This window comes from Sphingobacterium sp. CZ-UAM, from assembly GCF_002000245.1.
Classification (GTDB): Bacteria; Bacteroidota; Bacteroidia; order Sphingobacteriales; family Sphingobacteriaceae; genus Sphingobacterium.
Genome location: NZ_MTCM01000002.1, coordinates 549,721 through 568,136, shown reverse-complemented (window position 1 = coordinate 568,136; position 18,416 = coordinate 549,721). Strand labels below are relative to the sequence as shown.

At 40.8% G+C, this 18,416-nt stretch carries 15 protein-coding genes; 6 read left to right on the top strand and 9 right to left on the bottom strand.

What is annotated here, in order from left to right; translation table 11 throughout:
* Complete coding sequence (locus tag BWD42_RS12480; RefSeq protein WP_077436713.1) at positions 1-3,267, bottom strand: SusC/RagA family TonB-linked outer membrane protein; 3,267 nt, start codon at positions 3,265-3,267, stop codon at positions 1-3.
* A 391-nt stretch (positions 3,268-3,658) separates the two neighbouring features.
* Here BWD42_RS12480 and BWD42_RS12475 point away from each other — a divergent pair, with 391 nt between their 5' ends.
* On the top strand, positions 3,659-3,919 hold the full coding sequence (locus BWD42_RS12475; RefSeq protein ID WP_077436712.1) for a hypothetical protein: 261 nt from the start codon (positions 3,659-3,661) through the stop codon (positions 3,917-3,919).
* 86 nt (positions 3,920-4,005) lie between these two features.
* Here BWD42_RS12475 and BWD42_RS12470 read toward each other — a convergent pair whose 3' ends face one another.
* Both BWD42_RS12470 and BWD42_RS12465 read right to left on the bottom strand, forming a co-directional pair.
* Positions 4,006-4,890, bottom strand: a complete 885-nt coding sequence (locus tag BWD42_RS12470; RefSeq protein ID WP_077436711.1) for an SPL family radical SAM protein — start codon at positions 4,888-4,890, stop codon at positions 4,006-4,008.
* A 15-nt stretch (positions 4,891-4,905) separates the two neighbouring features.
* Complete coding sequence (locus BWD42_RS12465; RefSeq protein ID WP_077436710.1) at positions 4,906-5,319, bottom strand: GNAT family N-acetyltransferase; 414 nt, start codon at positions 5,317-5,319, stop codon at positions 4,906-4,908.
* A gap of 300 nt (positions 5,320-5,619) precedes the next feature.
* On the opposite strand from BWD42_RS12465, the gene BWD42_RS12460 reads away from it, so the two are divergent.
* Positions 5,620-6,456, top strand: coding sequence for a cold-shock protein (locus tag BWD42_RS12460; RefSeq protein WP_139351138.1), 837 nt, complete (start codon positions 5,620-5,622; stop codon positions 6,454-6,456).
* 165 nt (positions 6,457-6,621) lie between these two features.
* Here the strand turns inward: BWD42_RS12460 and BWD42_RS12455 are convergent, their stop codons facing one another.
* The 3 genes from BWD42_RS12455 to BWD42_RS12445 form a co-directional block, all read right to left on the bottom strand.
* Positions 6,622-8,388: an alpha-L-fucosidase gene (locus BWD42_RS12455; RefSeq protein ID WP_217700069.1), complete on the bottom strand. Its 1,767-nt coding sequence runs from the start codon at positions 8,386-8,388 to the stop codon at positions 6,622-6,624.
* A gap of 33 nt (positions 8,389-8,421) precedes the next feature.
* Entirely contained in the window at positions 8,422-9,705 is a 1,284-nt protein-coding gene (locus BWD42_RS12450; protein WP_077436708.1) for a Gfo/Idh/MocA family protein, read from the bottom strand.
* Positions 9,706-9,879: 174 nt separating this feature from the next.
* The gene (locus tag BWD42_RS12445; protein WP_077436707.1) at positions 9,880-11,556 is read right to left on the bottom strand and encodes an FAD-binding dehydrogenase; all 1,677 of its coding nucleotides are present in this window, start codon (positions 11,554-11,556) and stop codon (positions 9,880-9,882) included.
* A 297-nt stretch (positions 11,557-11,853) separates the two neighbouring features.
* Here BWD42_RS12445 and BWD42_RS12440 point away from each other — a divergent pair, with 297 nt between their 5' ends.
* Positions 11,854-12,837 carry an aldo/keto reductase gene (locus BWD42_RS12440; protein WP_077436706.1) on the top strand — a complete coding sequence of 328 codons (984 nt, stop codon included), beginning with the start codon at positions 11,854-11,856 and terminating at the stop codon, positions 12,835-12,837.
* A gap of 8 nt (positions 12,838-12,845) precedes the next feature.
* Positions 12,846-13,823, top strand: a complete 978-nt coding sequence (locus tag BWD42_RS12435) for a cyclase family protein (RefSeq protein WP_077436705.1) — start codon at positions 12,846-12,848, stop codon at positions 13,821-13,823.
* 14 nt (positions 13,824-13,837) lie between these two features.
* On the opposite strand, the gene BWD42_RS12430 is transcribed toward BWD42_RS12435, so the two are convergent.
* From BWD42_RS12430 to BWD42_RS12420, 3 genes are read right to left on the bottom strand one after another with little or no spacing between them, the layout of a single operon-like run.
* On the bottom strand, positions 13,838-14,899 hold the full coding sequence (locus tag BWD42_RS12430; protein WP_254846228.1) for a Gfo/Idh/MocA family protein: 1,062 nt from the start codon (positions 14,897-14,899) through the stop codon (positions 13,838-13,840).
* Positions 14,886-15,368 carry a YdeI/OmpD-associated family protein gene (locus tag BWD42_RS12425; RefSeq protein WP_077436704.1) on the bottom strand — a complete coding sequence of 161 codons (483 nt, stop codon included), beginning with the start codon at positions 15,366-15,368 and terminating at the stop codon, positions 14,886-14,888. The genes BWD42_RS12430 and BWD42_RS12425 overlap by 14 nt, the downstream gene beginning before the upstream one ends.
* Positions 15,369-15,400: 32 nt before the next feature.
* A complete protein-coding gene (locus BWD42_RS12420) occupies positions 15,401-16,360 on the bottom strand; it encodes an aldo/keto reductase (protein WP_139351163.1) in 960 nt (319 codons plus the stop codon).
* 233 nt (positions 16,361-16,593) lie between these two features.
* On the opposite strand from BWD42_RS12420, the gene BWD42_RS12415 reads away from it, so the two are divergent.
* Positions 16,594-17,634 (top strand): sensor histidine kinase, encoded by a 1,041-nt coding sequence (locus BWD42_RS12415; RefSeq protein WP_077436702.1) that lies wholly within the window; start codon positions 16,594-16,596, stop codon positions 17,632-17,634.
* Positions 17,624-18,349 carry a LytR/AlgR family response regulator transcription factor gene (locus BWD42_RS12410; RefSeq protein WP_077436701.1) on the top strand — a complete coding sequence of 242 codons (726 nt, stop codon included), beginning with the start codon at positions 17,624-17,626 and terminating at the stop codon, positions 18,347-18,349. The genes BWD42_RS12415 and BWD42_RS12410 overlap by 11 nt, the downstream gene beginning before the upstream one ends.
* The last annotated feature ends 67 nt before the right edge of the window (positions 18,350-18,416 follow it).

The window sequence follows — 18,416 nt, the reverse complement described above, 5'->3', positions numbered from 1 at the left end:
TTAAAAAGTTAAATCTAGACCAAAAGAAAATGTTTTAGAGACAGGATAGGATCTGCCATTTGCTTCCTGTGCAGACTGTTCAGGATCTATGTATTTGGAGCGAAGCTTAGTTGCAGTCCAGATATTTTCACCCGAGACATAGATTCGTGCGTTGGCTAATTTCACACGTTTCAACCAAGCTTGGGGTACGGTATACCCTACTGTTAAGTTCTTGAGACGGATATAAGCCAAATCCTGCAAGTAGCGATCTGATTTTACATTTAGAGAGCCGCGATCATTCAAAGCGATATAACCCCTTAACAATGGAAAGTACGCATCCGTATTCTCAGGCGTCCATACATCATTTTCAAAGTCTTTAGGCACAAAAGAGTAATAAGGCCTAGAATAGGGTCCCCAGAATTTGTCTGCATTGGCACCAGGCCACCAATGCTGCCTGCCGATTCCCTGAAAGAATGCCGACACATCAAAACCCTGCCAATTTGCTCCCAGATTAAAACCAAAATTATAACGTGCCCTGCTGTTACCTATGATCACCTGATCCCCTGGATTCATCAGGGTGTTGTCACCTGCATCCACTTTGCCATCCGGAACACCGTCTTTACCCGAGATATCCAAAAACCTCAGGTCCCCGGGATGTAATTTCACCCAGTCTCCCGGTGCTGCTAACCTTTGTTTATCAACGTAGTCTTGATTGACCTTCCAACTATCAATTTCTGATTGGGACTGGAAGAAACCATCTGTTTTATAGCCCCAAATATCACCCAATGTCTGACCAACATAATAATTGCTCAATAGCATTTCTTTATTATCAAAGCGTGTGATCTTTGCTTTGGAATCAGACAGACCGATTCCGATATTATATCCAAAAGGTTTACCATCCAGTTCAACCTGATCTCGCCAGGCCACGGCCAGCTCCCAGCCCTTATTCCTTAAATCTCCGGCATTTGTTTTTGGCGACGCGGAACCATACACCGCAGGCAACGTTTTGCCCGGAATTAACATATCCAATGTATTTCGGATAAAATAATCCGCAGAAACCGTCAGCTTACTTTTAAAGAACTCTAGATCGGTACCGAAATTCAATGTATTTGTTCGCTCCCATGTCAAATCTGGCGAGATCGGCGTAGGCGCACTCAGATACTGTGTTTTCGTACCATTGGTTATATAATTGGATAGCCCTGAATTCAACAACAAGATGTAACCATATTCTGCTGCCTCCTGCGCATTTCCAAGCGCTCCATAGGATACCCTAAATTTTGCTTCGTTCAAAACCGGCTTCAAACCCTCCATAAAACTCTCTTCTGACAAACGCCAACCGCCGGAAAAAGATGGAAAAAATCCGTAACGCTGATTCGAAGGAAATTTAGAGGTACCATCATAACGACCATTAACCTCCAGTAGATACTTTCCTTTATAATTATAATTTAACCGTCCAAAAAAACCACGTAATGCCCATGTATTTGCTCCGCCGAGTAATTGCATTTGCCCGGTTCCCAGCGCGAAATCATTCAAATCTTCCAAAAGCAAATTATTGTGCGTCCCACCAATGCGTTTATAACCGGTAGTCTCCTGATTAAAGCCCAATGTAGCACCCAACTGATGATCGCCCAATTGTTTATTATAATTGGCAAAAAGATTCAGCGAATGTTTGGGCTTGTTTATTATGGTTTCGGTATATGTATCATTACCCAAGTAATCAATTTTGCCGGGAAAAATTGACCATGGTGCCACTGTTCTTCTATTCCAATTATGAATGGGATTGTGGGTGAAGGTGTAGTTTCCGGTGACTGTCAAATCCCTTGTCAGCTGAAATACGGCTTCAAACATGTTGATAAACTCATATTTATCCTCTCCCCCTTTTGATTTCCCATGCAATAAGTCTGCATATATTCCATCACCGATATTATAATTATTCAACTCGGTCCGGTACGTTGCTGTACCATCCGGATTCATCGGCACATAGGATGGCAGCGCATGCACCGTCGTTGAAATAAAATTATTGTTATTATCCGGATTAGTAGCCCAGCCTGGATAAGTATAATTTTGATAATTAAGCTGTGTATTGGCACTGACCTTTAACCAAGGTGTAACTTGTGCATTTATTCTCGACCGCACGTTGTAGGCATCAAATTTATCCTGATTTATTTTCATCAGCCCACCTTTTTCATAGAGTCGTCCGGAAATGTAATAATCAATTTTTTCAGTACCGCCTGAGAAGTTTAACGAATGCTCCATCGACGCCTGTGTCTTACGGTACATCTCGTTCCACCAGTCTGTATTTCCGTAGTATACATATTGATCTTTGCCCTTTCTGTTCTGAATCACAACAGAAGGCAAGGATGGATCGGTTTTCCTCTTTAACAGTTCTGCATAATCCTCTTCGGTATATCCAGTATAGCTATTACCTGTAGCCCGGATGAAAGCCTCGTCATTTAATCTGGCAGCGTCGTATCCACTAGTGATAAAATCGGTCCTGACAGTAAGTCCCGACCAACCGAAATTATTGCTATAATTGATATTCATTTTCCCAGCCTTTCCTCTTTTCGTTGTCACCAGCATGACACCGAATGCGCCTCTTGCACCGTAAATTGCCGCTGCGGACGCATCCTTTAAGACGGAAATTGATTCGATGTCCCTGGGATTGATGGTGTTGATGTTACCCGGCACTCCATCAATAAGAATAAGTGGCTGTGCATTCGCCGAATTGATCGAAGCGAAACCACGGATATTTACATTTCCTTCACCACCAGGTCTTCCGTTCGTAAATGTAATGTTCAAATTCGGAATTGCCCCCTGCAAGGCTTGCGTTGCATTCGCAACAGGTCGATTTTCAAGTATCTTTGAATCAATTTGTGTCACAGCACCCGTGAGGTTGACTTTCTTCTGTCTACCGTAGCCCACAACGATCACTTCGTCTAGCGATTGATCCGTCGATACCATTTTTATCGTCAATGCCGTTGATTCGATTTTCAGTTGCTGCGTTTCAAATCCGACGATTGATACTTTTAAAAGTTGTCCAATTTTTCCTTGAATTATAAAGGCACCACTAGCGTCTGTCTGGGTAGATTTTCCCGTAGACGTGTTCAATATTGAAGCTCCAGCGATAGGTTCGCCCGCTCCATTTTGTACAAGTCCACGGATAGACTCTTGAAATTTAGTGGGAATTTCGGCCGGAGGAAAAGCTGTCAGGAGGAGAGGCCTGCTCTTCGCCCATCCACTCAAAGACATTCCGATCATTACCGGAAGTAATAAATGTTTCGTTTTCATGGTTTTGGTTTTGTTTTTCTTCGGTTACAAAGAAAGGTTATTTAATATTTGTAAATTATTAATAAAGTATTACTAAACAATTAAATGACAACTGGTTATGTAAATGTTAAGATAATATATTTTTAACACAAAAAAGAGTACTACTTTTTATTTATCTCGATAAAATTTACCTAAAACAGTTAATAAAAAATATAATCACCTTAAAAACAGACACATAATTAAAATAGAATTCACAACTTAATAGCCGATTGATTCAAAATAAAATGTAACATATTTGACACAAAAAGAAATAAATACAAATAAAAAACAAACAAACCCGAAGCTATTAAAAATATTAAACAGGAAATTTAATAACATATTTATTTATTAACTTAGAATAGATAATCAAATTATGGACAAGTTCTTATTTGTGTTTACTCTCCCGCTTCTTGCAATCAGCAATAATTATGGCCAAAATATTCGGTTAAAATTTAAAGTTTATGCGGATACCTTACCCACATATAGTTACCTATTGATGGATGAGGATGTCTTCAAAACGGGAATTAAAAATGAAACTGGCGAGTTTGTAATAAACAAGATTCTTGATGAAAGGCATTACAATTCTGCACAATTAGCTCCTTCGCACAGCAGTACGATCCAATTTTCAGATTGATCAACTGCGTGCTATCTTAAATACGTTGTAGCTATAGTTATAGGAAACAGTAAAAAATGGAAAGCAAACTATAATAAAGTAGATTATCAAAACAGACTATCCCGTAATCCATATTGCAAACACAGCGATTTAGCTTTTTCTGCAAAAGCTTGCCGATAATAGTCCGGTAAATGGCCATCTGCGCCAAATAGTCGCTGATATTTTGGCAATAAATGTGGATAATGCCTTTCAATTGCCCGCATGACCAAGGCTCTGTTGTCCACCGGATCACTTCCGTACAATGAAAGGGTGGCCGGAAAGATATAGCTGGCACCGATAGTCTGAAAAGTCTGAAATAGCAGTTCCAGGTTCGCTCCGGTATCCGATATATAGGGCAACAGTGGCATCAGACTAACTCCGCTATGGAGCCCCTGTTCACGTGCTTGCGCTAATGCTTTCAATCGCAGGGAGGGCGATGGAGCTCCAGGTTCAAAAATTCGCGCGACATGATCGTCTATTGTGGAAAATGAAAAGGTGACAAAGGTCTTATGTGTTAATTTTGAATGGAGATCTTCAGGAAGTATTGCTTCTGTATCAATCCGTTTCAACAAATCAAAATCTCGGGTAACTAAATCCGATTTCGTAATAATATGTACTGGGAAACGATAATATAGGATTACTTCCAATAATTGCCTGGTGAGCAATTCAGTACGTTCCATTTGGAGATAAGGATCTGTTACAGAAGAAAGAACAATAATGCCATACTGCTTTTTTCGCCCACGCAATGCGAGCTGTTTTTCCAGCAATTCGACAGCATTGCTCTTCATACTTAGCTTTTCAGCCATGTTGATCCCATACTTGCTTCCCCTGATATAGCAATATAAACAATTAAAAGAGCAACCACTATAAGGATTCAACGTATAATCGTCAAGAAACCAAGGATCTCTTCGTTTGGTCTTATTGAGGATTGATTTCGTAATTATACGGTGCATAATAGCCTATTCATTTTAAAACTTTCTACCCATACCTCTCGATGCGGGCCACACTTCTTTAAAACCATATTGCGCATAGAGCTTGAAAGCCGGACCATCAGCAATCAAACTGACAAAACAACTATCTGGCAGGTTCGAATTCATGTATTCATCAAGTTTCTGCATAATCAGTTTTCCAAGCCCCTTTTTCTGATGTTTGGGGAGCACACAGATGTCAACAACCTGACAATGGCAAGCCCCATCGCCAACAATCCTACCCATACCTACTATTTCATTATCGTTGTCCTCATCCAAAATAGCCACACAGCATAGGGAATTTTCCATTCCTAGACGTGCAGCTTCCTCCGTTTTTGGAGATAACCCTGACTGTTCTCTTAAAAATTGATAGCGTTTATAATCTATCTTCTGATATACGGCTTGATAAGGCATAGTAGAATGATGAGTTTATTTGTTATGAAATTATTCATAATAATACATTTTTCAAAACCACATTGATGATACACTAACAAAAGACACATACATAGCTTTTGTAAAACTCGAATTCCAGTCAGGGATCAACAAGCTATTTGTCCATAAATCAATCAATTGACTTGTTTTGCTGTATTCTAACCGCCAGAAAATCATTTTAGATGAGCTAATGCCCTAAAAAATCTCTTTATTCATCGGATAATCGCAAATATTTAATTTTCAATGCCTAATAAATATTTTTAATTCACTACCTTTATAACATTGAAACAAAACTCAACATCAGCCATGTTTATCGGCGCTGTCAAATGGTTCGACAATAACAAAGGATTTGGTACCCTTGCGTTACCTTCCGGAGAAGAACTCTTTGTGCATATACGCAGGTTTAAAATTCCTCCAGAGCATATTATCCAGCCCGGTGAGGTTATAGTCGGAGACAAGAAACCAGATCCCAAACGGAATGGTTACTTAGCCCATAACTGTAAAATCCTCAAAAGGCCTGAAGACTGGAAATTTGTCATCTCCCTTCTTGAACAGGATCATATCATACTCATCCCCGATAGCCACGGGCACGAACAAAAACACAACCTCACCTCATTAGCAGCAAGACAATTACTACGAACCCAAGGCAGAGACAACGTAGTTTCTATGTTGACTTCTCACTTTGATTTCCGATTCAACTGTTCCGTATTCATGGCTTACGCCGAATTACTTGACAAAAGCATTTCAGGTACCTTCGAAAAAGAAACAGCAGCTGTGCTTCTTTCTCAAGTATATAAATACTTCGGAGACCACGTCTCCCATCAGATTCTATTTCAGGTATGGAAGGAAAGAATGTTTAGATATATAGGCTATCCAGCTGATGGTGACTATGAGATCCCAGAAGAAGTGTTGAACCTGAATGCAACAGAAATCAACTATGATGATTTAGCACGAATCAAAGACTACAGTTTTGGTAAATCCTTCTGTAACGAATTTGTCGAAGCATTATTTGATGATTTAGAAACAATGGACAAAGAAGATATTGAGCCGCTGATTCCTTATATTGATTTTCTGGAAAACGAAGACTCTATTGAGAAGATCAATCTGATCTTGCAATAATAAAATTGAATTAAAGCAGCAATAATACGGCTATTCTAGCTGGCATTGGCCTAGGGTTTATTTTTTGGTACAGACTTAGGTTTACTTACCTTTAAAAACCATGGCTGGACTAATCCGGTCTTCGACGAGTAAGTACCGAAAGTAATACCCATCTCCGCCCTCTTCCTATTCTACATATTTAAACCGAAGCGCAGTCAGGCTCGCCTTATCACCATTGCCTTCGATCAACGAAACAGTTATTTTATATCTTCCAGCCTTCTCAAATTTCATCCAGCCCCAGGGATACCAGTTATAGACATGGGCCGACTCTTGTTGGTTTTGAACAAGCTCGCCCGCAGAATTTTCAATACGCCATACCATCCTTCCTTCGCCTGCATAATTCATGTCTACTTGATAATAGCCAGGCTTTTTGACAGCTATTTCATAGGAGAACTTACTTTTTTCTGTCCAATTACTGACCTGAACAACATGTTTCCATTCACCAAATTTCTCCATCCACGATTTTCCATCTTTATTACAGCCCTCCACCTCTCCAAAATCAACAGGGATAACGGTTTCCAGTGCTGGATCAACCCCCAGCATTTTTTCGACCTGAGGCGTACCGTTTAACTTAACCTCGATGACAGATACCATCTTTTCGGGGGCAATTTTCGGAATATCAATTTTAAGCCAGTCCTTTTCAAGTGTATAATTCAATTTTCCTTGCTCTTTCGAACCCCGGAGTTTAATCGACTGAACCCCTTTGGTCAAGCCCGGAACGTATAAGGTTCCATCTGCAGGCCAATGATAGACCAGTAAGGAAATGCGATCCCCTTGTATGGTAGCATCTCCCCAAGGCAAAGCATGCTTCCATGGTGAGGCTTGCGCACCATAAACCGTTTCGGGATAACGCTTGATCCAAGCACCTGCATTGCGCAGAGCCAAACCTGCCTGATCCGGAATAGAACCATCCGGCTTAGGTCCCACATTCAGCATATATGTTCCCCCACGTGCAACAGTTGACAGTGTGCGTTGCAGTATCTCCTGGCTACTCTTCCAATTGTTGTCATACCAGGCGTAGCCCCAGGAATCATTGGTCACATCAACAGTTTCCCAAATGCCATCCACATTCTCCCGAGGTACTTCCATGTCCCCGAGTGTAGAATAATCTCCCAACCCATGCCCTACCCTTCCAGATACATATGCTCCCGGTTGATTTTTATGCACCAGTTCAACAAGCTTCTGTGCATATTTTTTATCCATTCCACCCGGCGTATCAAACCATACCAGTTCGATAGGACCATAGCCTGTTGTAATTTGCTGTACCTCAGGATAGCATTTCTCCCAAAAGTAATCGTCAAAAGATTTCGCTTTACCCTGTGCATCAACCTTTGGCCCACCGTTTCCACCGGGATAAGTCCAATCCTGGTTTTGAGAATAATAAAATCCAAAACCGATGCCGCCTTCTTTACAAGCTTGCGCCAATTCAATCATTGGATCGCGTTTAAAATCCGTCGCATCGACAATATTGAAGGGGTTTACTTTCGAATGAAACATCGAAAATCCGTCATGGTGTTTACTGGTAATAACGATATAACGCATTCCGGCATCTTTTGCCAGCTTTACGACCGCTTTGGCATCAAAGTGATCCGGATGAAAGGAAGATGCTGCCAACTTATATTCTGTAGGTGGAATATTTGCCATGCTCTTGTTCATAAGCCATTCTCCGATTCCATAAAAGGTTTTTCCCTGCCATTTATTTGCTAATTGGGAATAGATCCCCCAATGAATAAATAGGGCATATTTTCCCTCTCGAAATAGCTTTCCCCTATTTTGTGAAACAGCACTTTTCCCGCCAGCACCATCCCACATCTCTTCCATGCCTTGCGCAAGGGCCTCATGCGCGCATAGCGCACTTATCACAGCCCCCAATACGACCGTTTTAAAACTCATTTATAAAAGCTTTTGATACATCCTGTTATGAGGTTACACTTTAGGCATGCTATACCCATTTTGATAACTTTTAGCCAGATAGCTGTCGGCATCCCTATCGTTGAAAGTTCGCTTATTTTTATCCCAGAATAATTTCTTCTTGCTGCGATAAGCTATATTACCCATTTGGGAGAAAATGGCAATGTGGGCACCTGCTTCGATCGGCGCGTGCAGCCCTTCACTGGATTTATTTCGAACTGCCGTTATAAAATTGACCATATGCTTATCGAGCCCATTATCTTTTGAAGGTTGGAAAGCAACAGCTTCCATACGTCCTTTTTCAGGAATGACCTCCCAACCTTCACGATTAACGACTAATGTACCGTTATTACCGATAAAAGCGACACCATGTGTTTTTTGATAGGGACCTAGATCTATTCCTGTTGCCTGCTCCCATTGCACATTGAATCCATCAAACTCATACACTGTGGTTAAACTATCCGGTGTTTCGGCTGCATCATCGGGATAAGCAAACTTTCCTCCGGCAGCCATAATGGATACCGGATCAGAAACCTTCATCCCGATCAAGGCATAATCCAACATATGGACTCCCCAATCTGTCATCAAGCCACCTGCGTAGTCCCAGTACCACCTAAAATTGAAATGAAAACGATTGGGATTGAAAGACCGCTTTGGTGCAGGTCCGAGCCACTTATCATAATGAACACCTGCAGGCACCGCAGCATCTGCCAACACAGGAATACTCTTCATCCAACCTTGATAAGCCCAAGCTTTGACCAAACGGATTTTACCCAGTTTTCCACCATGTACAAATGCCATTGCATCTCTGAAATGCTGTTGACTACGTTGCCATTGCCCCACCTGTACAACACGATTATATTTTTTCGCAGCGGCAACCATGACTTCACATTCCCGAATGGAGTTTCCAATAGGTTTTTCAACATATACGTCCTTGCCTGCTGCAACAGCATCTACCATCTGCAAGCAATGCCAATGGTCGGGTGTGGCTATGATCACAACATCCACATCATTCGCCCGGAGTAAATCTTTGTAATCAATATAGGTTTTGACTGTAATATTTCGTTTTTTTAATTCCTCCACTCGGTTGCTGAGTATATTTTCATCTACGTCACAAAGTGCTGTACATTGGACACCGGGGACTTTCAATATCGCATTTAGATTGGACCAGCCCATACCGTTTACACCAATCAGTCCAACACGGATAAGTTCAGATTGAAAACCGAAAACACGTGTATTGGCAAATAATGTTGAGGCAGTAAGAATCCCTGCATTACGGATAAAATCTTTTCTTTTCATTGCTTAGTTTGGTTTATTTTGATTTTGCTCTATTATCTTTTTAGTAAAGACGATTCATGCAGCACTTTCCCTAGAAATAACTAATATAAGATTTAATCTTGAAGATTAGGCAAAATAACGACAATCCTTGTTTCATCGTTAAGGTTTTGACGGCATTAACGAGAAACTACTGGGTTATGGGCGATTGGCTTTACCAGCAATATGTCTCCCCGCTTTCATGCCCGAAAAAATGCAACCACCTAAAAATGTCCCTTCCAGTGCTCTGTACCCGTGCATACCACCGCCTCCAAAACCTGCTACCTCGCCTACAGCATACAATCCCTTGATAGGATTGTCATCGACTGTCAAAACCTGCGCGTCAAGATTGGTTTTAAGTCCGCCTAACGTTTTACGCGTCAGCACATGGAGCCGTACGGCAATCAATGGTCCATTTTTCGGATCCAATATTTTGTGCGGAGCTGAAACCCGTCCGAGTCTATCGCCAAGATATTTCCGCGTACTACGGATATAATTGACCTGCGTATCTTTAGAGAATTTGTTATCCAATTCACTATCTCTCGCTACGATCTGTGATTCAATAGATTCATAATTTAACAGATCGTCACCGGAGAGGAGGTTCATCTTGCGTATCAATTCCGATAATGTGTCAGAAACGATAAAATCCACACCATTCTCCTTGAAGGCTTCAACTGGGCCTGGCGCCTTTTTACCAAAAATTCGTTTGAGGAAGAGTTTATAATCTCTATTGGTGATATCTGGGTTTTGTTCGGAGCCAGAAAGTGCAAATTCTTTTTTAATGATTTTTTGCGTCAGAATAAACCAAGAATAGGAATATCCACTATCTTGGATATGCTTTAGGGTACCTAATGTGTCAAACCCAGGTAAGAATGGTGCTGGAAGTCTATTTCCTTTTGCGTCAAACCAAAGTGAGGACGGCCCAGGCAGGATACGGATACCATGATTCGGCCAAATCGGATTCCAGTTCTCAATCCCCTCTGTATAATGCCACATCCGGTCTTTATTGATCATATGTGCACCGACTTCTTCGGCTATACCGATCATCTTTCCATCCACATAGGCTGGCACGCCTGAAATCATATGTGCGGGTGCTTTCCCCAATCGTTCCGGCCAGTTCTTCCGAACTAGCTCGTGATTGGCTCCAAGTCCGCCCGAAGCAATGATAACATCTGGAGCACGGTACTCAAATGTGTTGACCACATTTCTATTGGTCGCTGCTCCACGTTCCTGATCATCATCTTCGAGAATATCACCAGACACTCCTGTTACAGTGTTATTTTCCGTTATTAGCTTCATAACACGATGCCTGAATTTAAACTGTAATAGCCCTTTTTTTTCTGCTGCATAAGCCTTTTCTATAAATGGTTTAACAACACCTGTACCTGTTCCCCAACTGACATGAAATCTAGGCACCGAATTACCATGGCCATGAGCAGTACCATCTCCTCGCTCAGCCCAGCCAACCATAAACATGAATTTAATACCCAACCTGGTTACATAGGCGTATTTCTCATCAGCCGCGAATTTCAAATAGGCTTCTGCCCATTGACGGGGCCAATAGTCTTCGGTTCGATCGAATTCAGCAGTGCCAAACCAATCTTGTTGCGCCAACTCCAAAGAATCTTTGATTCCCATACGACGTTGTTGCGGTGAATTGATGAGAAATAAACCGCCAAAGGACCAGAATGCCTGTCCTCCGATATTTTTTTCAGTCTCTTGATCCAATAGAAGTACCTTTTTTCCAGCATTGGTAATTTCCATTGCCGCAGTTAACCCTGCCAGACCAGTCCCGATAATGATGGCATCAGGTTTAAATTCTTCTTCTATCCACATAATTTATTTAACAATGGGTTCGATTTTTCTTTACTGCTTCTTGTGCCTAAGTTCACTTTTGGTCCCTTTAATTTACCTTTTATCTTCTGATATACAAAGGGAAATAAAATTCAAGCTAAGAAAAAGGAGTGTAAACTATAATAATTATTATACATAAATGCAATTTAACTTATTTTAATAATAGAAAGAACACTTCTACCTTTGTTGCAATCATTCAAATCATTGGATTGGGGAAGTCACTCCTTTTTATTTTTATAAAATATGCGGAGGATAAACCAAAAATTAAAATAATAAGAAATGGAATACAGAAAATTAGGAAAAACAGATTTAGAATTATCAGCAATTACTTATGGCGCTTTTGCCATTGGTGGAAATATGTGGGGTGGCAATGAGAAAAAAGACTCTATCGAGTCGGTACGAGCTTCCATAGATCATGGTGTTACCACGCTCGATACAGCTCCTTTCTACGGTTTCGGTTTAAGTGAGGAGATGATAGGCGAAGCGATAAAGGGTTACGATCGTTCTAAAATTCAGTTGCTAACCAAATTCGGACTGGTATGGGACGGAAGTAATCAAGGTAAAGGTGAATTTTTCTTTGATGCTGAGGAAAATGGAAAAACGATCCCTATTTACAAGTATGCATCCAAAGCGAGCGTGATCAAGGAAGTGGAAGACAGTCTAAGACGGCTACAAACAGACTATATTGATCTATTACAAATCCATTGGCCAGACAATACTACAGCTATTTCTGAAACAATGGAGGCATTAGATCTCCTTTTACAACAGGGGAAAATTCGTGCTGCAGGTGTGAGCAACTACAGTGTTGAACAGGTTTCGGAAGCTCAGCATTCAATCCAAATCGCAAGCAATCAGGTCGGTTACAGCATGCTAAACCGTGGCATTGAGCAAGATCTTGTGCCTTATGCACAACAGCATGATTTAGGCATTATTGTGTATAGCCCAATGGAACGTGGCCTGCTTACAGGTAAATACTTTAGTGAAGGTAAATTGAAAGAAAATGATCATCGCAATGGCTATTTCCAGCAATTTGATCTCGCCAAAGTAAAAACATTCTTAGATACCATTAGCCCTATTGCTGTCGACAAAGGTGTCACTCTTTCACAGCTTGTATTACGATGGACTAGCCTGCAGCCAGCAATTACCGTTGTATTGGCCGGTGCCAGAAACGCAGAACAGGCCATAGCAAATGCACAGGCTGCAGCAATCGATCTGGCTCCAAATGAATTGTCATTGATCAACGACGCCCTATCAAAAATCTAAAAAACAAGATGAAAAAAATAAATCAGATCACAGCATTCCTTTTAGGAATGCTGTCCATAGCAGCCTTGCAAGGCAAAGCTCAAAAACGCTCACTTCTCATAGACCCCAATGATCATAGTTGGTATGAATCTTTCTATGGCAAAAGCGATGAAATAGGTGCGGCAAATTTAATAAGCAACGCTTCCGTTCTTCAAGCGGTTAAACTTGTTAAAAAAGGGATTACAGTACCTCTAGCTGTACCTGTTAGTAAACAACTACCCGCTTTTCGTCACCGTAGTTTCAATTTGTACAATATACAACCCGGAGAGCAGGCCGGCACGACATTGGGCCGCAATAAATTCAGTTTTAATGATGAATTGGTTAATGCCTGGACGGGAGTAGGAACCCAGCTAAACGGCATCGGACATATCGGTATCGACAATGTTTACTACAATGGAAATAAGGCCCAGGATTTTGTTTCAGTGGAAGGAGTGAAAAAACTAGGCATAGAAAAAGTTCCACCATTGGTGGCCCGCGCAGTTGTATTGGATATGACAACCTATTATGGACAGAAAATTGTGCCGGGTGGTACGGAATTTACAGTTTCTGATATTCAGGCCGTATTAAAAAAACAGGGAATCCGTATCGAAAGAGGTGATGTTGTGCTGTTCAATACAGGCTGGCTCGAACTCATCGGACATGACAATAAACAATTTTTGGAAACTGAACCGGGTATTGGCATGGAGGCAGCAAAATGGTTAGCGGATCAAGGCATAATAGCATTCGGCGGAGACACTTGGACATCGGAAGTATATCCTAACCCAAAAACCAATGAAGAATTTCCAATCAATCAATTCTTATTGGCCAAGTGCGGAATATACAATCTCGAGCTGATCGATACGAGGGCATTGGTAAAAGAAGGCGTATGGGAATTTCTATTTGTTTTGGGTCAGCCTCTTTATGTTGGTTCTACACAGGTAAACGTAAATCCCGTAGCCATCTATTAATTGTATCCTTGCATTTATTTGCGCGTATGAAATGGCTTAATTTCTTTCTTTGAGAAACAATCCATTATTTCCATTAGGGTCAAAGCCTCCTCCATTGAGGCAGGGTTTGGCCCTTTACCCTCAAAAAAGGCAACTGTACTTGCGATCATTGGATATTGGATATGATCAGGATGGTCAAATACGAATTCTTTTTCTCCCTGATCAGATCTTAACAAAATAGAATTGCCAAATATCGAAAAGGTGATTTTTCCCTCGCTACCCACAATTTCACAGCGATCTATGTTGTCTTCTGATCGGACATTAAAACACCAGCTCCCATTAAAGATGATCTGATTCTCAAACAAGATGGTTCCAGTCGTGTGATCAACAACATCACTTGCCCCGTCCTGAACTTGGCTAAATCCATCATAAGAAAGCGGGGTACCAAAGAAATACAGCATCAGATCCAATTGATGTGGAGCAAGATCAAAAAAATATCCGCCTCCAGAGATAGTTGGATCTGTACGCCAATCTGCTGCGCCTGTAGTCACCAGTTCTGGTGATCGGCTCTGCCATAGTCGAAGCTGAACAGTTCGGATCGCTCCAATCTGTCCGACCTTCAGCAATTCTTTTACTTTGAGAAACATGGGCAATTGTCTGCGGTAATGCGCAACAACGAGTTTGCCATTTGTTTTTCTAACAGCCTCCAATAGCAATCTAGCTTCCTCCGCATTTAATGTAACGGGTTTCTCAACATAGACATTTTTCCCAGCTTTTAGCGCCTTCAATGCATAGTCAAAATGCGAAGATGGTGGGGTCGCAACATAAATGGCATTCAACGATGGATTGTCCAACAAGTCTTCGACCTTCGAGTACCAATCAGGAACCTGATGCCTCTGGGCATAATCGGCGGCTTTAGCGGCGTCTCTGCGCATGACAGCAAGCAATTGACTATCTTTAACTTTATTGAACGCAGGTCCACTCTTTTTTTCTGTAACATCCCCACAGCCAATGATTCCCCATCTTACCTTTGCTTTTTCCATTTTATTTTTGTTGATCCAATCTTCCAATAAATTCTTTTTATCAAGGTTTTTCACGCCCAATAAATCTGTTGTTACCAAGCAAAAATCCGATTGCCTTTTCAATATTTTTACGTCGGCTGTCATCGGTCTTTAAAAAAGAAATATAACGGATAATCTCTTTTCTTTTAGATGGTGCCAAACGGTCAAAGACTGTTTTAGCTTCTTCATTTTCTACTAATGCCTGCTCTAGTTTGGGATGCGGAAGCAGACTTCGGTCTTCCGGATCAAAAACAACAGATAACTCCAAGATTTCACCGATTCGTTTAGGTGAATTTGGCAATATCTCCGTATTGATATACAATCGCCAAGCTCCCTGATAACGCAATAAAGTCTGTTTGTAATCTTTTCCATTTACTGTTCCTTTAATAGGGATATATCCCTTGTCGACCCCAGCTTCTTCAAAGAGCAGATGCAATACATCATCGGGGACAAAAACAAAAGGATTGATTCCTATTAGCTCCAGTTTAGCTTTAAACACCGACATACACGTTGAAATTTACCATCCATCAAAAAAAATTAAGTTGTAGTAAGAATAGCTTCTATCCGCTTAAGCTCCTCCGGACTAAAGCTCAAATTGTCGAGCGACTTTAATGAATCAGTCAACTGTTCACTGTTTCGTGCTCCAACCAGAACCGAAGTCAGGCGTTTATCCTTCAATAACCATGCAATTGCCATTTGAGCCAGCGATTGTCCGCGTTGCAATGCCAGTTCGTTCAAAGCAGACAATTTTGTTATCAGATCCGACGTAATTGCAGTACTCTTTAAAAAGTGTTCTTTTGAGGCCCGGGAATCGGTTGGAATATTACCTTGCAAATATTTATTGGTCAGTAATCCCTGTGCCAAAGGAGAGAAAGCAATCATGCCTACCCCTTCCTCGTCCAGCACGTCCAACAGGCCCTCTTCTGGGTTACGCACCAACATCGAGTACTTTGGTTGATGGATCAGACAAGGGCATCTAAGATCCTGCAATATAGCAATTGCCTTCTTTGCTAAATCCGCAGGATAGTTTGATAAACCGACATACAGGGCTTTCCCCTGCCGTACAATATCACTTAATGCACTCATCGTTTCTTCAAGTGCTGTATGTGGGTCAGGTCGATGATGATAGAAAATATCAATATAGTCAAGTTTTAGACGTTTTAAGCTCTGATGAAGGCTTGCCATCAAATATTTACGGCTTCCCCAATCGCCATAAGGACCATCCCACATGGTGTATCCCGCTTTGGTCGACAGCAAAAGTTCGTCGCGATGTCCAACAAAATCTGAGCTCAGTATAGCGCCAAAATTTCGCTCCGCACTACCGGGAGGTGGACCATAATTATTGGCGAGGTCAAAATGCGTGATACCATTGTCAAAAGCCGTACGTAGGGTCTGCCTAAACACTTCTGTTTGATCGATATCGCCAAAATTTTGCCATAATCCTAAGGAAATAGCCGGTAATAGGATCCCACTTTTCCCACATCGCCTATAAGGCATTATCGTATATCGGTTTGGATTGAATTTCACCTTATCAAGTTTATGTATGCAAAATACAAAACTATTTTGAAGAGTCTACACAAACGCAATAATCAATGTCCCTAAATATTTCGAGACATAACAATTTAAACTAAAATTTATACCATTCCCTGCCATCGATATCGTATTACTATCGCAAATATTTTTATACTTTTGATTACATTCCAATAATAGCACAAATTGAAGAGCGCATCATGATCAGTAAATTCTTAAGAAAATTCTATTTACACCTAGTGATATGGACCATCCTGCTATTACTCCCTTTTATTACTTATCTCTATCAGCCCGATAAAATTGCAGATTTCAAAATCTACTCAGCGCTATCACATCTCAGCAATATCGTCTTCCTCGCAAGCAACTTTTATCTGCATTGTTATGTTGTTGCACCGAAGTACTTCTTTGGTCACCGAAAGATTTTTATCCTATTCATCGCACTAGGTTTTGTGGCCTACGTCATGCTCAATTATGCCATCGTTTATTTCAACCCAAACGGAGAATTAGCACATTTTAAAAAAGAGAATATCCTATTTGTGCGACTTGTAGTAGGTCCAGGTATTATCTACTCTCTGTGTATGATCACTTCGTCCATGATCTTCCTTTATAATGAACAAGCTAGACAGAAGGAACTTAATAAGCAAATTGCATTAGAAAAGACAACAGCTGAACTGACTATTTTGAAACTCCAAATTAGTCCACATTTTTTATTCAACACGCTCAACAATATCCGCTGGCTGATCCGCAAACAATCTCCCGATTCCGAGGGCACAATCGTCAAATTATCCGAAATGCTGCGCTATATTCTTTATGAAGTTGATGGGCCAAAAATCGAACTATTCAAAGAAATTGACCACATGCACAACTTCATTGCCTTGCAGACATTAAGGCTTCCTATTGCTGGTGAAGTTGACCTGCAAACCGAAAGTACCCTTAAGAATAGAATGATCCCGCCTTTATTATTTATTCATTTTGTAGAAAATGCGTTCAAATATGGTGTGAATAGTAAAGATGCACCCTATATAAAGTTTCAATTCATCGATATTCAAGGTGGACTAGTTTTTAAATCGGTTAATAAAATATTACAGCATTCCAAGCCTCCAACCAATGAAGGTATTGGATTGGCAAACGTAAAACGACGTTTACAGCTGCTTTATCCCAATCGTCATGATCTCTCCATTAATAGGACAGCGGATGATTATTTTGAAGTTGCACTCAGACTAATGACAGATGAAGATTAGATGTATACTTATTGATGACGAACCATTCGCGCTTAATTTGCTGGAGGACGATCTATTGAGTTTTGATCAAATTGAAATTCTAAAGAAATTTAATGCCCCTGTGGATGTTGCTGACTACCTAAAAAATCATTCGGTCGATCTCATTTTTCTGGACATCCAGATGCCAGAACAACTAGGAACACAATTTGTCAGGGAGCTGAAAAACCCGCCTTTAATCATATTTACAACTGCCTACCATCAATATGCTGTTGAGGGGTTTGAATTAAATGCAGTAGATTATCTTTTGAAGCCTATTTCAAAAGAACGGCTCACGGCTGCGGTTCGAAAAGTAGAGGATATGATGACGCTACGAAACAAACACCATATCGAAAAAGACCATATTGTTGTGCATGTAGAGTATAAAAAAACCAAGATCTTTCTCCAGGAAATCAGTTATATCGAAGGTCTAAAAGATTACGTAAAAATCTATTTGATTGACCGGCCGGCTCCATTGTTAACCCGAAGCAATTTACGTGGCATGGAAAAATTGTTGCCAACGGGAAATTTCCTCCGAATACACAATTCCTTTATCGTCAACAAAAATAGGATCGAGCATTGCACAGTTGCAAAACTTATATTACCTGAAGTAGAACTGCCGATTGGCAAAAAATATGTCAAAAATATGGAGCAATTTCAGACAAAAGGGCCTGTGGGCAAAGATAACAGCATTCGATAACAGCCATTCGTCTACACATTAGGCCCGTCGGTCTACAGATAATTGTGTAGAATAAAAATCATTTACA

Bases quoted from the DNA above. Each gene is read 5' to 3' on its own strand.
- BWD42_RS12480 (WP_077436713.1), bottom strand. From the start codon at position 3,267: ATGAAAACGAAACATTTATTACTTCCGGTAATGATCGGAATGTCTTTG.
- BWD42_RS12475 (WP_077436712.1), top strand. From the start codon at position 3,659: ATGGACAAGTTCTTATTTGTGTTTACTCTCCCGCTTCTTGCAATCAGC.
- BWD42_RS12470 (WP_077436711.1), bottom strand. From the start codon at position 4,890: ATGCACCGTATAATTACGAAATCAATCCTCAATAAGACCAAACGAAGA.
- BWD42_RS12465 (WP_077436710.1), bottom strand. From the start codon at position 5,319: ATGCCTTATCAAGCCGTATATCAGAAGATAGATTATAAACGCTATCAA.
- BWD42_RS12455 (WP_217700069.1), bottom strand. From the start codon at position 8,388: ATGAGTTTTAAAACGGTCGTATTGGGGGCTGTGATAAGTGCGCTATGC.
- BWD42_RS12450 (WP_077436708.1), bottom strand. From the start codon at position 9,705: ATGAAAAGAAAAGATTTTATCCGTAATGCAGGGATTCTTACTGCCTCA.
- BWD42_RS12445 (WP_077436707.1), bottom strand. From the start codon at position 11,556: ATGTGGATAGAAGAAGAATTTAAACCTGATGCCATCATTATCGGGACT.
- BWD42_RS12440 (WP_077436706.1), top strand. From the start codon at position 11,854: ATGGAATACAGAAAATTAGGAAAAACAGATTTAGAATTATCAGCAATT.
- BWD42_RS12435 (WP_077436705.1), top strand. From the start codon at position 12,846: ATGAAAAAAATAAATCAGATCACAGCATTCCTTTTAGGAATGCTGTCC.
- BWD42_RS12425 (WP_077436704.1), bottom strand. From the start codon at position 15,368: ATGTCGGTGTTTAAAGCTAAACTGGAGCTAATAGGAATCAATCCTTTT.
- BWD42_RS12420 (WP_139351163.1), bottom strand. From the start codon at position 16,360: ATGCCTTATAGGCGATGTGGGAAAAGTGGGATCCTATTACCGGCTATT.
- BWD42_RS12415 (WP_077436702.1), top strand. From the start codon at position 16,594: ATGATCAGTAAATTCTTAAGAAAATTCTATTTACACCTAGTGATATGG.
- BWD42_RS12410 (WP_077436701.1), top strand. From the start codon at position 17,624: ATGAAGATTAGATGTATACTTATTGATGACGAACCATTCGCGCTTAAT.